General features: G+C 32.1%; 13 protein-coding genes, 5 tRNA genes and 2 rRNA genes. 4 read left to right on the top strand and 16 right to left on the bottom strand.

The genetic code is table 11. The features are described 5' to 3' along the window. Positions 1 to 177 precede the first annotated feature (177 nt). The gene (locus BN3326_RS11660; RefSeq protein ID WP_069999426.1) at positions 178 to 408 is read right to left on the bottom strand and encodes a hypothetical protein; all 231 of its coding nucleotides are present in this window, start codon (positions 406 to 408) and stop codon (positions 178 to 180) included. 281 nt (positions 409 to 689) lie between these two features. On the opposite strand from BN3326_RS11660, the gene BN3326_RS11655 reads away from it, so the two are divergent. After that, positions 690 to 992: a helix-turn-helix domain-containing protein gene (locus BN3326_RS11655; RefSeq protein ID WP_069999425.1), complete on the top strand. Its 303-nt coding sequence runs from the start codon at positions 690 to 692 to the stop codon at positions 990 to 992. Positions 993 to 1027: 35 nt separating this feature from the next. Here BN3326_RS11655 and BN3326_RS11650 read toward each other — a convergent pair whose 3' ends face one another. From BN3326_RS11650 to BN3326_RS11635, 4 genes are all read right to left on the bottom strand, one after another. Next, positions 1028 to 1213, bottom strand: a complete 186-nt coding sequence (locus BN3326_RS11650; protein ID WP_069999424.1) for a hypothetical protein — start codon at positions 1211 to 1213, stop codon at positions 1028 to 1030. 14 nt (positions 1214 to 1227) lie between these two features. Beyond that, positions 1228 to 2208 carry a hypothetical protein gene (locus BN3326_RS11645; RefSeq protein WP_069999423.1) on the bottom strand — a complete coding sequence of 327 codons (981 nt, stop codon included), beginning with the start codon at positions 2206 to 2208 and terminating at the stop codon, positions 1228 to 1230. Between the two features lie 507 nt (positions 2209 to 2715). Further along, complete coding sequence (locus BN3326_RS11640) at positions 2716 to 3657, bottom strand: tyrosine-type recombinase/integrase (protein ID WP_069999422.1); 942 nt, start codon at positions 3655 to 3657, stop codon at positions 2716 to 2718. Positions 3658 to 3802: 145 nt separating this feature from the next. Further along, positions 3803 to 4444 (bottom strand): redox-sensing transcriptional repressor Rex, encoded by a 642-nt coding sequence (locus BN3326_RS11635; RefSeq protein ID WP_074463612.1) that lies wholly within the window; start codon positions 4442 to 4444, stop codon positions 3803 to 3805. A gap of 134 nt (positions 4445 to 4578) precedes the next feature. Between BN3326_RS11635 and abc-f the strand changes: the two genes are divergently transcribed. After that, entirely contained in the window at positions 4579 to 6489 is a 1911-nt protein-coding gene (gene abc-f / locus BN3326_RS11630; RefSeq protein WP_069999421.1) for a ribosomal protection-like ABC-F family protein, read from the top strand. A 90-nt stretch (positions 6490 to 6579) separates the two neighbouring features. On the opposite strand, the gene BN3326_RS11625 is transcribed toward abc-f, so the two are convergent. The 4 genes from BN3326_RS11625 to BN3326_RS11615 form a co-directional block, all read right to left on the bottom strand. Further along, positions 6580 to 7230: a GntR family transcriptional regulator gene (locus BN3326_RS11625; protein WP_069999420.1), complete on the bottom strand. Its 651-nt coding sequence runs from the start codon at positions 7228 to 7230 to the stop codon at positions 6580 to 6582. Between the two features lie 90 nt (positions 7231 to 7320). Beyond that, positions 7321 to 8616 carry a hypothetical protein gene (locus BN3326_RS11620; RefSeq protein ID WP_069999419.1) on the bottom strand — a complete coding sequence of 432 codons (1296 nt, stop codon included), beginning with the start codon at positions 8614 to 8616 and terminating at the stop codon, positions 7321 to 7323. A gap of 102 nt (positions 8617 to 8718) precedes the next feature. Continuing rightward, the gene (locus tag BN3326_RS21230) at positions 8719 to 8886 is read right to left on the bottom strand and encodes a DUF1540 domain-containing protein (protein WP_074463611.1); all 168 of its coding nucleotides are present in this window, start codon (positions 8884 to 8886) and stop codon (positions 8719 to 8721) included. Between the two features lie 65 nt (positions 8887 to 8951). Further along, complete coding sequence (locus BN3326_RS11615; protein ID WP_069999418.1) at positions 8952 to 9803, bottom strand: phosphatase PAP2 family protein; 852 nt, start codon at positions 9801 to 9803, stop codon at positions 8952 to 8954. Positions 9804 to 9998: 195 nt separating this feature from the next. On the opposite strand from BN3326_RS11615, the gene BN3326_RS11610 reads away from it, so the two are divergent. Beyond that, positions 9999 to 10823: a tetratricopeptide repeat protein gene (locus BN3326_RS11610; RefSeq protein ID WP_069999417.1), complete on the top strand. Its 825-nt coding sequence runs from the start codon at positions 9999 to 10001 to the stop codon at positions 10821 to 10823. A 48-nt stretch (positions 10824 to 10871) separates the two neighbouring features. On the opposite strand, the gene BN3326_RS11605 is transcribed toward BN3326_RS11610, so the two are convergent. Continuing rightward, positions 10872 to 10952: transfer RNA gene (locus BN3326_RS11605), tRNA-Tyr, on the bottom strand. Between the two features lie 14 nt (positions 10953 to 10966). Then, positions 10967 to 11038: transfer RNA gene (locus BN3326_RS11600), tRNA-Gly, on the bottom strand. A gap of 260 nt (positions 11039 to 11298) precedes the next feature. Between BN3326_RS11600 and BN3326_RS11595 the strand changes: the two genes are divergently transcribed. Beyond that, positions 11299 to 12339, top strand: coding sequence for a sensor domain-containing diguanylate cyclase (locus BN3326_RS11595; RefSeq protein ID WP_069999416.1), 1041 nt, complete (start codon positions 11299 to 11301; stop codon positions 12337 to 12339). 53 nt (positions 12340 to 12392) lie between these two features. Here BN3326_RS11595 and BN3326_RS11590 read toward each other — a convergent pair. The 5 genes from BN3326_RS11590 to BN3326_RS11570 form a co-directional block, all read right to left on the bottom strand. Further along, positions 12393 to 12465: transfer RNA gene (locus BN3326_RS11590), tRNA-Lys, on the bottom strand. A gap of 66 nt (positions 12466 to 12531) precedes the next feature. Next, positions 12532 to 12606 (bottom strand) — tRNA-Pro (locus tag BN3326_RS11585). A gap of 6 nt (positions 12607 to 12612) precedes the next feature. After that, a 5S ribosomal RNA gene (gene rrf, locus BN3326_RS11580) occupies positions 12613 to 12730 on the bottom strand. Positions 12731 to 12733: 3 nt separating this feature from the next. Continuing rightward, a tRNA-Glu gene (locus BN3326_RS11575) sits at positions 12734 to 12805 on the bottom strand. 319 nt (positions 12806 to 13124) lie between these two features. After that, positions 13125 to 13247 (bottom strand): 23S ribosomal RNA (locus BN3326_RS11570); the annotation flags it as partial.

Here is a 13247-nt window from a genome sequence, read left to right as displayed (position 1 = left end):
AAGGGAATTAGTAGTGTTACCAAGAGATTTCCTTAGATATTGTTAGTGCATAACTTCTATATACCGAGAGTATATGGTTGTTTTTTTATGCTTTTTTACTACAAAATCATATCATTATTAATTAGTTGTAACTATTTAATATATTCAAACACTTCAACTTGTGCAAATACACGTTTTTTAAGCAACTCCATAATAAGCATTATGTATCTCAGTAATCATATAATTAAACCTATCAAACTGCTCCTGATCTACAATATTATCCATATCATCTTCATCCGTAATTAACTCTAATCCGAATACTATATGGTCAATGGCTAGGTCTAATATTTCTTTGTTGGTGTAATCTACTTCTTTAATTCCTGATAGTTGACATACTGCATTGATAAACTGTTTTGTTTGTTCACTCATTTTACATCTCTCCTCTTTAATTATAATATTCAAAATATGTATAACTAAATATTGACAGTAGCAAATATAAATGATATTATTTATACAAGTGTTAAATTTGATACTATATATGCATGACGAATAAACCTCTGCCACGAGATATTATTGATATTTATGCATATATGGATATCACTATATTTTATACTGCTCGATTAGTTTAATTTAAGTATAGTGTCAAATTTGCTACTTGTCAATATATTTAGTGTTATTTTTTTACTATTATTTTTTGAGGTGAATTGTTTATGTCAATTGTAGATAGAATACAAGCGTTATGTGATGCAAAGAACACAACTTTAATAGGTTTAGAAAGAGCTGTTAATCTTGGTAGAGGTACGATTAGAAAATGGGATACTAATTCTCCATCTATTGACAAGGTTGTAAGGGTTGCTGACTATTTTCACATTGCAGTTGATTATTTAATTGATAGAGAAGAAAATCCTCTATCTTCTGAGATTTTAAAGATAGTATCATTCTTACAGGATAAAGATATTTCTCCTAAAAAAGAAGCTCTCATTATGCAGTATTTGGAAACTATGTTTGAATAGAAAAGAGGATAGCAATTAAGCTACCCTCTATATTTTTATAAATCATCTAATGTTGTATCAAACGAGCCATCAAAATCACAATCTACTAAATCACAATTATAAAAGTTTTTACAATTGGGCTTACCTTTAATTGTCTCAAGCAAACTCTTACATCTTTGAAGTTGCATTCTTAACTTTTTATTTTCTTGCTCAAGTTCCGATATTCTTTCTAGGTATTCCATACTTACCTCTAATTCTATATTTCATTTAATAAATCCATCAAACCTTTCTCTTTCTCATAATTAACTTCTTTACCCAAATACTTTGATAATGCTCTATCAAACTCATCCCTATTTACTAAAGATATATTGCCATTCAAATAGTGTATTGGGATTTCATAAATTGCACAAACCTTTTTTATAACTGTTAGATTCACATTATCAATATACTTATATCTTCTTTTAATCATACTGAGGGTTCTATAAGCAGATTTATCCGTGCTAACTTGATTTTTATGTATCCCTTTCGGATTATAATAAATTAGTAGCTCTACAATCATTTCATCTAATATCGAAGCATCTACAGAAATATAGCTATAATGTGTAAAATTTTTATTCCGTTGATATGTAATAATTCTATTTTCCAGATTTTTCTCAACCCCTGTTATATAAGTAACTTTACCTTCATTAAATAATAGGAGTATTACTGGATAATTATCATGAGTAATACTAATTTCATCCTTTTTATATAATTTCTGATTTTTAATTAGTTTAATTGTATTTATAGTATGTTCTTTGGATAGCTTGGGAGAAAACATGTAATATTGTTTAACATATTCATGCCACTCTTCTCGCATTCTTCTTTCATTATATCCTACACCTTTATCGTTACCCGCTATTTTTTCTTTAGCTTTTTCTACAATATTTAAATCCCCACTTGATATATCCCAATATCCCTTATAATTTAAAACTTTATCTATCTTGGTTAATAACAATGACACATCTGATATATATCTACGTCCATAACTAAACATCCAGCAATCATGAATTGTTGAATGTATTTCTTCATATTCTTTCAACACATCAATACCTGTTTCTAATTGATATTTAAAACACTTTACGAGAACATCAACTCCCAGATTGAAGTAACTATAACTACAATCATCTATATTTATTCCCACTGGATGATTTGAAAAAAAATCATTTAAGCATTCTTCTAATTGGTTATCCCATTGCATATTTAAACCTCAATCTTTTGAATTTAACTTTAGCTAAAATTATAGTATCATGATACCTTAAAACGACAGATTATGATATGGACATTTCAACGTTTATGAGTGCTATAGTTCATTAATCTTGACAATAGATATTTATGTGGTTTAATATTATATTGACCTTTTAAAGTGGCGATTAAATTAAAATTATAAACACACATAGAGAAATGAATAAATAACCTCTAACTTCACCTTAAAATATACTTCTATGGAAATTATAGGTATTATTTTAGACTAATAATAGGGAAATTGTATCCTATAACACTATATTTAAGCCTTGATATGCTTAGAATTTCAATAAATAACTCATAAAAATTATGAAATAATATTAATATAATTACATAACAAAAGAGCCTATATACTAATTATGTATACGGCTCTTATTTGCGTTTATAGCGTTGATTTATATCAGGGTGGTTAATTGTATGACTAGATACTTTACGTTACTTGTACAAGGTTGTAATGCTTATACTATCTATTTATTTTTATCTTATCTTTAACACCAGAAATATTATCTAGTGGATTGAAATTATCAAATCCAATTTGCAAATCACTGCTATACATGTTCACGTATTTACGTACCATATCCATTGTAGAGTGGGATAATATCTTTTGGAGCCTGAATATATCTCCACCATTTAGAATCCAATTCTTAGCAAATGTGTGACGATATGAATGGCTCGATGTATTAGTAACACCTCTACTATTATTATAACGCTGTACATTGCGTTTAAATGCATCTGCTGACATCTGTTCTCCCCTATAATTAGGGAATAAATAATCATCAGGTGTATTATCCCATAATGATAAATAATCTTCTAGGGAACTTTTTAACATACTAGACATTGGTATTATGGTCTGACGTTTATTCTTAGTTTCCCTGTAATATATCAATTGATTATCTATATCTAAATCTTTAATCTGAATATTAATAGCAGTTCTTACTCTACATCCAGTTCCTAATAAAAAGTTAGCTATCATCCAACTCTTCCATTGATTGAATGAGTTTCTATCTGGCTTCTTTAATAATTTTCGCAAATCTGCATCTGAATAAGTTTCCTTTATAATCTCAGGTTTCTTCGGTAATTCTATTTTGACATTTTTAATATATTCTTTACCTATACAAAAATTAATAAATGTTCTCGTGGCTTTTATTCTAGTTGTAATTGTTATTACATTTGTATACCTATCATTTAATACCATTAAATATTCTTGTACTTGATTATAAGTAAATTCTTTACATAAAGTATCTGAAGGAATAATCGTAAAAAAATGATTTAAATTCTCCTCATACATACTCATTGTAGCCTCAGCTAACCTTCTAACCCTATTATAGTTCATAAATTCTTCTCTTGCATCTTTCAGAGTTCTTGCCTTATTACCTTTGATTTCAATTTTTCTTTTAGTAGTCATCTAACTCACCTTTCATAATTGTTAGATGAACGCAAAATGTACACCTAACAACTCATATTTTATTAACGAGATAGATGTACATTTTAACTATTTTAGATTCAATTTTAAGATTAGCATTTTCATCAAATCATTGACTATCAAGCGTTTAGCTCTCTTCTTCATCATCCTTAATTTTATAAGCAAGAGTCATCAAGCTATGTGACAAATGAACATTTTCAACTTGTACGCCTTCTGGCAAAACCAAATCAACTGCCGAGAAGTTCCAAAGTCCCTTGATACCCCATTTTGCTAAGTTTTCTGCTACTTGTTTGACTCTTATTTTAGGAAGAGTAAGTATCGCTATATCAACATCATTTTCTTTCACAAACATTTCCATCTTATCAATATCATACACTTCAAGGCCTCTGATACTCATACCAATCAGCCTCGGATTGACATCAAACAGTCCAACTAATTTAAACCCTCTTCTTTCAAATGAATTATAATTAGCCAGTGCTTGTCCTAGATTACCTACTCCTACAACAATCATTTTATAATTTTGGTCTAAGCCTAAAATCTTGCTAATTTCTTGATGCAGATAATCTACATTATACCCATAGCCTTGCTGCCCAAATCCACCAAAGTTATTAAGATCCTGACGAATTTGAGAGGCTGTTACATTCATTTTCTCGCTCAATTCTCTAGATGATATTTTATCAACACCTTTTTCTAGTAACTCACCTAGATATCTGTAATATCGTGGCAACCGCCGAATTACAGCCATAGAAATTTTTCTTTCCTCTGCCACCGTCTCCACTCCTTAATTTTTATTAGCTTTAGTATATCATCTTGGTTTTTTTTTTGTCAATGTTATCCTCACTATTCCTTTCATTTCTTTACATTTTTTGATAAAATAGTAGAGCAAGTAATTAGGAGGTTATTATGATTATTTCATGTAGTAATATAAAAAAATCATTTCATGACAAAACAATATTGGATGGCGTAAGTTTTCATATTGAAGCTCATGAGAAAGTTGCTTTAATTGGTAATAACGGAGCTGGCAAAACTACCTTGTTTAAAATACTAACCAAAGAACTTCCCAGTGATGATGGTTTAGTAACTTATTCTAAAGATTGTACGATTGGCTATCTTAAACAACATATGGAGCTTAATTCAACCCATACAGTCTATGAAGAGCTTCTTCATGTGTTTGATCCTGTTATTGCTTTAGAAGAAAAACTTCATCAAATCGAAGAAGAGATTGCCAGAACTTCTTCATTAGAATTAATCCATACTTATGATCAGCTACGTCTGCAATTTGAAAATAATAAAGGTTATGAATATAAAAGCTTAGTCAAAGGGGTATTAAAAGGGCTAGGCTTTGAAGATAGTGTCTACAATAAACCTATTTCTATACTATCCGGCGGTCAAAAAAATAGAATTGCACTTGGTAAACTTTTGCTTGAGCAGCCTACCTTGCTTCTACTTGATGAACCAACTAACCATTTAGATATTGAGGCTATAGAATGGCTTGAAGGATTCTTAAAGGCCTATAAAGGCGCACTTATCCTTATTTCTCATGATAGATACTTTTTAGATAGAATTGTAAATAAGGTCATTCATCTCGAATTCTCAAAATGCTTTATGTATGGTGGTAACTATACTGATTATATGATTAAAAGTGCAAAAGAATTTGAGGTTGCGATGAAACATTTTGAAAAACAACAGCGTGAAATCGCAAAGCAGCAGGCTGTTATTGCAAAACTTAAACAGTTTAACCGCGAAAAATCCATCAGGCGTGCAAGAAGCCGTGAAAAACAATTGGATAAAATAGAAGTTATAGATGCCCCTATGATTGATAATAAACCTATGCAGCTCACTTTAGTTCCCCGCATCGTAAGCGGTCAAGATGTTTTATCAATCACAGAGCTTAGCAAGTCTTTTGATAAACAGTTATTATTTGAACATATTAATTTGGCTATCAAAAAGGAAGACAAAGTTGCACTTGTCGGACCAAATGGTGTAGGCAAAACTACATTATTTAGGATGATCCTTAATAAGTTAGCACCTTCTAGCGGTACTATTAGTTTGGGCGCTAATGTAATTGTTGGCTACTATGACCAAGAACATATGAACTTAAATACCAATCATACCATTATGGAAGAAATACAACTTGCTTTTCCTGAACTTAAAAACGGTGAGATTCGTAATGTACTGGCTGCCTTTTTGTTCACTGATGACGACGTATTTAAAAGCATTGCTACTTTAAGTGGTGGCGAACGCGGACGGGTTGCCCTTGCTAAGATTATGCTTTCAAAGGCTAATTTTCTTATCCTCGATGAGCCTACCAATCATTTAGATGTTCTTTCAAAGGAAATCCTTGAAAATGCTATTAACAACTACGAAGGTACTGTCCTTTATGTTTCTCATGATAGGTATTTCATCAACCAAACTGCAACCAAGGTCGTTCATATGAGCGCAAATAGTATGACAGAGTATCTTGGCGATTACGACTATTATGTTGAAAAGAAAAAGGAACGTCTGCTAATAGTTCCTGTGAGAACAGAGACATCTCTTCCCTCTACTAATAAAGAAGATTGGAAACAACAAAAAGAATATCAAGCCCAGATAAAAAAACTTCAAAATGAACTTTCAAAAACAGAAGTTCAAATTGAAGAAGCAGAAAATCAAACTGCCAAAATAGATGAACAACTATGTCTTGAAGAAATCTATACTGATTTTGTTAAATCTAGAGAGTTAATGACAGAAAAAGAACGATTAAGTGAACTTATTAAGACACTCTATGAAAAGTGGGATAATCTGAGTGTAACTTTAGATGAATTCAGTCAATAAGCTATTTTGTTTAAATGACATAAATTTATTGTCTTAAATAATTATAAATAGGTTGTCGTATCAAAAATGATTAATACGACAACCTATTCTTTATAAATGCATATTAGTAGTTACATTACGCACATGTTGATCGATAAGCTTTTCTACTTTTTCGATCTCCCTATTTTTTATGGCATTATAAATGTCTGTATGCTCCTCTAGAAGGCGTTTAGCACGGCCAGGCGTGGCAATAGACTCTTTTCTGGTTTTTTGGACGTAAGCATGAAAATCAGACAGCAGATGTTTTAAAATCTTGCTTTTAGTTGCTTTATAAATAATATCATGGAATTTATGATCTAATTCGTTAATATGATTGATATCATTTTTATTTATATAAAATTCGGTTAAAGCCAACACCTCTTCCATTTCTTCTAATTCTTCTTGGGTAATCCTTTCTGCTGCACGTCTTCCTGCAAGCCCTTCTAATCTATTGCGGATCATAAAAATATCTTGTACATCTTCATGGGTTATGCCAGAAACAACTGTCTCTTTGTTAGGAATCGAATGGACAAGTCCTTCTAATTCTAATTGTCGTATAGCTTCTCTAACAGGTGTTCGACTAACGTGAAGCTCATTTGCTATCACTGTTTCTCTAAGTACATCCCCCTCTTTATATCTTCCTTCTAAAATTGACTCACGTATCGCACTAAATACCTTCCCCCTAAGGGATGATTTATCTGATGAATCAGGCTGGTATATCACAGTTGTCCTCCTTAAACTTCATAGCACTATATGTATAATAGTATACAATACATTCTATCAAATTTTGGGTAAGATTCAATAGTTTTTTCTTTAATATTGCACCCATTTTCCCTCTAAATCTTTGTATGAAACAATACTTTGTTTCATTGTTCTATCAGTAATCAGCCACTTCTCCTGCGATATATCAATTATTGTATCCCATTCTAGTATAACCTGATACTGCCTGTTAATATATCTGTTCTCATATTCATCAAATTCTTTATTGGTTAATTCTATTGTTTCTAATACATCTGTATGTAAAAATCCTAAATTATCAATCTCCATCTGACTCGGTACAGCTGCTATTTTTGCATCCTGAATGTTTTTATTTTCAATAAACCACTGCGTAAAATTGCTCATAAAGTCTTTGCTTGTTTCTTCGTGAATATAAGCCTCTATATGCGTACATTTTTGATCTTTAATATCTTGTAAATAACTCTTATAAAAAGCTTTTATAAACTCGTCTAAATAAGCTTTGCCTGTTTGAGATAAGGTTATATCAAACACACTAAATAATCTTGTATCTTTATCTACACCTATGTTCATTTCTACTGGATCAATAAAATTATTTGGGCTAAATACTCTTAGTTTATAATTACCTTCTAACATGTTATTGAAGGAAGCAATGCCATTCGTACTATTTTTTTTAATATCATCTAGCTGCACGATCATATTTTTAGCTGTTGCTACCTCAACATTCAGAGTATTGTAGGGCAGAAAAACTTCTTTTTCATCAGGTACATTAATCACTTGATTATAAGTACTATAAATTTGATTGGGAAATTCTATCTGTATCTTGTATTTACCAGGTAGCACATTTCTTTCTATGTACATTTCATTTTCATAAGTCTCAATCTTTCTCTCATTGATATAAACAGCTGAACCTAATGGTGCATGTATTTTAACTTCTGATAATAGGAAAGGAAATTTAATACGCCACTCATTATTGATTTTCTCAAGATAAAGGGGCACCGTTTTTTCACCGCTGTTATAGATATACCTAACGTTACAAAACGCTATGTTGTTTTCTTTACTTGAAGGATCCCCTTTAAAAATAACGCTTCCTTTTTTCATTATCTCTACTAAGCTGTTCTCCCTATCATAGCTTCTTGTATAGTATTCAATAATCTGCTCTTTTGAATACCAATTAAGTTCTGGCCCATTATCAAACATCTCATAAATTTTATGATATTCCTTTTTTTCTAAATGCTTAATATACGTATCTATTTTTACTTCTGGTCCAGTATAATAACGATATAGATTCATGCCTGTCCATGTTATAGCTATTATGAATAGTATACAAAAAGTTTTAGCCATAGATGCTTTATAGCTCTGTTCTATGAGCATGTCCATCCCCCCATTTTTTTTATACTCTATTCATATGTGTTATTAATACCATTTATTACTTTTACTTAAAAATAAAATTAACAAAGCACCAATAAGATTTTCTTATTGGTGCTCATCTCTTAATTCAAAACTTGAACAATCAGTTGCCTGTATGGTACTACATAAAGCCTCCGTATGTTTAACGACTTTTATTTTATTTAACATGCAGTATCTTTCTACATTATTATTATACTTACACTCTATTACATCACACTCAATACTCATATTCATACAATCAACTCCTTGTAGTTTTATAAAAGTATTGTGTTCTTTTTTTAATCGTTTTATCCGTTTAATTATGGATTAGAATAAGTATTTAGACCCTTAAATAAGTAAGGTGCTCCTGCACTGATCCATAGAAATAATAAGCCATACCTTATCATGTCATATACTTTGTAAGGAGGAAGCATTTTTTTAACACCTACATAAATAATCAGCACTCCAAATATGCCTATAATTACCTTAAGTATTTGGATAGTCATTTTTTGAATGGGCTTAAAATGGATATATTTTTGCTCCATATACGCCCCCCATGTCATGCCCCATAAAGCAGCGACAGATTTAGTCAAATCATTCTCAATAGGTGCTATAAGCGCCGCTAGAACAAGACAGCTTACTGCCATTACATGCCATCTGCTTATAACTGCTTTTTCTCCTAAGAGCTGATTTGCAAACAAGACCGCTAGCACCCCAAATGCAATACCTCCTACCGTGTCTGCTGGCCAATGAAGGCCTAAATAGATCCTTGAAAGTGCTGTAAGCAGAATGATACATATTCCCATCAAAATACTTGCCTTAGACTTTAAAACAAGCATGCTGCCACTCCAAAAACTTGTTGCTCTTTGGGTATGTCCGCTTGGAAAAGAATACCCAGCTGTCTCTTCACTGCCTACAGGAAGAACTACCCCTTTTTCAAAAGGCCTAGGCATTTTGAAGGTCATTTTAATGACTTTGTTAAATGCATCACTTAAAAGAAGCATCCATGCAAGCCTCACACCTTTTACTTTGTCAACGCACCAATATAAACATGCAATAAGTGCTATCAAAAACAATTTATCAGCCATTATCGTAATAACTACCATAAGGGAAGTTAAGAATTCTGTTCTTATAGACTCTAAATACTGAAGGATCTGTATTTGAAAATTCATTGTAATGCTCCTTATTCTTTATTAAAACTTAAAGATATTGTACATATATATTGTATATGTATATTTTTTGATTTACAATATATATTATTCTAATTATTCATTTATTTAGAGGGAGGGATTATTATAGTCAGCCAAACTACAGTTCCAACTATCGACATTTCACCTAACTACTATTTTAAACAGGCCATGCATTTCATGTCCCAGAGAAAACTACTTGATACAATACAGCATATAGACTGTGCTATAGTCTTTAGCTCTCACTCTTGTTTTTATATTTATCAAAAAATCAAATTCCTTTTTGCACTCAATGAAACTGCTGCGTGCAGTGCATACATATTAGATCAACTTCATTTTCTTTACCAACATGCTTCTCTTTATATACTCTGCAAAGCTCTATACTATTATCAAAAGCTAAATGCACTTTCATCCGAACATTTAAAGCAGCTCTTAATAGAAAGATCCGTTCCTTACGCTTTAGCTGATGAATATCAAAATATATTAGAGTCTAAAACATCTAATCTCTTATACTATGCTAAGAAAGCTTCAAATCAGGATGATTTTTTATTATGTATTGACTATTGTACTTTAATTCTCAAAAAAAACAAGCATTCACTAGAGGCATTGTATCTAAGCGGCCAGGCTTACCATATGCTGGGTCATTTACATCAAGCATGTGAATACTATAATAAATGTATTCAAGTGGATCCCCAATATGACCTGGCTTATAATGATCTAGGACTTGCTTTAATGGAACTTGGTTCTTTTCCCGAAGCACTTGAAGCACTTAATAAAGCCAAAGCACTGCATCCAGGGAATATTGATTATTTAGCACACATCTCAGAATGTTACTACGCTTTAAAAAAATATGATCTTGCTCAGCTGACCCTTGAAAGTATTATAAAAATTTGTCCTTCTCACTTGCAAATCTATTTTAATCTCTCTTATGTGTGTAGAAAGCAAAATAAAAAACGCTTATCTAAAAAATATATGAAAATAGCCCAGAAACAGCTGAAGGCATAATTTTTTCAATAAAAAACCAGCTAAGTCTACACTTAACTGGTTTTTTGATGGGAGGAGAAGGATTCGAACCTTCGAAACTATCGTAACAGATTTACAGTCTGCCCCCTTTGGCCACTCGGGAATCCTCCCCTATTAAATTAATCAGCGCGAGACGGGACTCGAACCCGCGGCCCTCTCCTTGGCAAGGAGATGCTCTACCACTGAGCCACTCACGCATGATATTCGCTATTAATTAAGCTCACTCAAGTACTATATCAGATTTTCGACTTTGATGCAACCCCTAATCTTATTTTAAGACATATTAAACTTTTAAAAATTCATTTACTATTTTAAATACTTTTGAGATTTACATAAAAATTTATCTCTTTTTATATTTATGAGAATTTATCTGAAACACCTTATATTTTTATAGTACTTATTATATAATGACTATATTATCTATTTTATAATTTTATAAATAGAAGGAGAAGTTATCATGGATCCTCAGGTTTTTGAGAAGTATCAAATGTTTACTGAAAAAACTATCTTTGACTTATCCCAACAAGTCATAATGCTTGAAAAAAAACTGAATGTATTTACTAACTTACTTGAAATAAGTAAATATATTAATCAATACATTAAAGACCAAAATTTGTTTTCATTGATTAATGATATGTTGATTGGTGTATTTGGTGCTAAATATTCTACTATATATATTAAATCAAATAATGAATATATAGAAACAACGCCTAAAACTTTTTCTTACTCCTCTATAGAAGAAGAAAAAAAACTTATTTTGGATCATCTTGAAGAAGAGTTTATTATCAATAGTAATAAGCCTATCTATGAAACTCAAAATGCTGAAGAAAGTGTTTTCTCTTGTTTAGGGGTTCCGATCAAAGTAGATAATCGTGCGGTAGGATTTATACTTATTCAGCATAAAGAAAAAGATTATTTTTCTAAAGATCATGCAACATTTCTATCATCACTGGCTAATCATGTAGGTGTAGCTATCGAAAATAATCTCTTATATACTCAAATCAAGGAAAGTGCCTATAGAGATGGGCTTACTGGTATATTTAATAAGCGATATTTCTTTGAAACGCTTGAGGCTATCCCGCATTTAGATGAACAGAATTATACCCTTGTTATGATTGATCTAGATAACTTTAAAGTGATAAATGATACCTATGGTCACCCTTACGGTGATGCCGTACTAAAAAAAGTATCTTCTATTATAAAAAGCGGTACGCGTCCTAATGATATCGTTGCAAGGTACGGTGGTGAAGAGATGATTATATTCTTTTATAATTTTACTGATAAAACTAAAGTATTTCAACGGGTAGAAGCTATCAGGCGAGAAATAGAAAAAACAGTTATTAGAGATGAAGGTATTTCTTCTTCTGTTACTGCTAGTTTCGGAGTTTATGTTAAAGTTGACGAATCTCTTTCACTTAATGATGTCCTCAAAAAGGCTGATGAAAATCTATATGTTTGCAAAAGAACAGGCAAAAATAAAGTAATACTTAATTTCTAGCACCAAAAAGGTTCTAAACTTTATATTTAATATAAAGCTTAGAACCTTTTTTATGAGCCACCCGGGATTCGAACCCGGGACCACTTGATTAAAAGTCAAGTGCTCTACCAACTGAGCTAGTGACCCATATACCTATCTGTTTACATAATGAAAGGTAGGTATGTAAACCTACCTCTTCATAACCTATGTAAATCGGGGTGACAGGACTCGAACCTGCGGCCTCCTGAACCCAAATCAGGCGCTCTAGCCAAACTGAGCCACACCCCGGCTTAAAGTTGGCAACCACCTACTCTCCCAGTCCGTCTCCAGACAAGTACCATCGGCCGACTTAGTCTTAACCTGCGTGTTCGGTATGGAAACGGGTGTTTCCCTAAGTCGCATCATCACCAACAAATGACCCATAGGGGAATCGAACCCCTGTTACCGCCGTGAAAGGGCGGTGTCTTGACCGCTTGACCAATGGGCCGGGAATAAATATCCTTCAGTCTTCCGACTTCGTCTTGCTGCAAATCTAACAGCTTGATTTGAATGAACGGTCGAAACTCGCACGCGCTCAAACAGTCTCCCTAAGTACCATTCAAATAAACCTGTAAGATTTGCTACGCAATACTCCGTAGTCAGTCTTCAGGATACTTATTCCCTCTACGTGAGTGGGATATCCTGCCTGAAGCATTCAACAGCTTAAATAAATGAATAACTTAGTACTGAAGTTATTGTACTCTCAAAAACAAATACTACGATGTATTTTATGATAGTGTTTTTTACTATCTTTTAACCTTGTTTTTTAGGTCAAACCCTCGAACCGTTAGTATTGGTCACCTACATGTATTACTACACTTACAGCTCCAACCTATCAACCTCATAGTCTCTAAGGGGTCTTACTCCATTTCTGGATGGGAAGTCTTATC

Source organism: Cellulosilyticum sp. I15G10I2 (assembly GCF_900095725.1).
Lineage (GTDB): Bacteria > Bacillota > Clostridia > Lachnospirales > Cellulosilyticaceae > FMMP01.
Note: the sequence above shows the minus strand (reverse complement) of the source record. Positions and strands in the feature narration are given on the sequence as shown.

Excerpts from the sequence above, each read along its gene's own strand:
- BN3326_RS11655 (WP_069999425.1), top strand. The coding sequence starts at position 690 with ATGTCAATTGTAGATAGAATACAAGCGTTATGTGATGCAAAGAACACA.
- BN3326_RS11645 (WP_069999423.1), bottom strand. The coding sequence starts at position 2,208 with ATGCAATGGGATAACCAATTAGAAGAATGCTTAAATGATTTTTTTTCA.
- BN3326_RS11615 (WP_069999418.1), bottom strand. The coding sequence starts at position 9,803 with ATGAATTTTCAAATACAGATCCTTCAGTATTTAGAGTCTATAAGAACA.
- BN3326_RS11650 (WP_069999424.1), bottom strand. The coding sequence starts at position 1,213 with ATGGAATACCTAGAAAGAATATCGGAACTTGAGCAAGAAAATAAAAAG.
- BN3326_RS11640 (WP_069999422.1), bottom strand. The coding sequence starts at position 3,657 with ATGACTACTAAAAGAAAAATTGAAATCAAAGGTAATAAGGCAAGAACT.
- BN3326_RS11610 (WP_069999417.1), top strand. The coding sequence starts at position 9,999 with ATGTCCCAGAGAAAACTACTTGATACAATACAGCATATAGACTGTGCT.
- BN3326_RS11595 (WP_069999416.1), top strand. The coding sequence starts at position 11,299 with ATGGATCCTCAGGTTTTTGAGAAGTATCAAATGTTTACTGAAAAAACT.
- BN3326_RS11620 (WP_069999419.1), bottom strand. The coding sequence starts at position 8,616 with ATGCTCATAGAACAGAGCTATAAAGCATCTATGGCTAAAACTTTTTGT.
- abc-f (WP_069999421.1), top strand. The coding sequence starts at position 4,579 with ATGATTATTTCATGTAGTAATATAAAAAAATCATTTCATGACAAAACA.
- BN3326_RS21230 (WP_074463611.1), bottom strand. The coding sequence starts at position 8,886 with ATGAATATGAGTATTGAGTGTGATGTAATAGAGTGTAAGTATAATAAT.
- BN3326_RS11660 (WP_069999426.1), bottom strand. The coding sequence starts at position 408 with ATGAGTGAACAAACAAAACAGTTTATCAATGCAGTATGTCAACTATCA.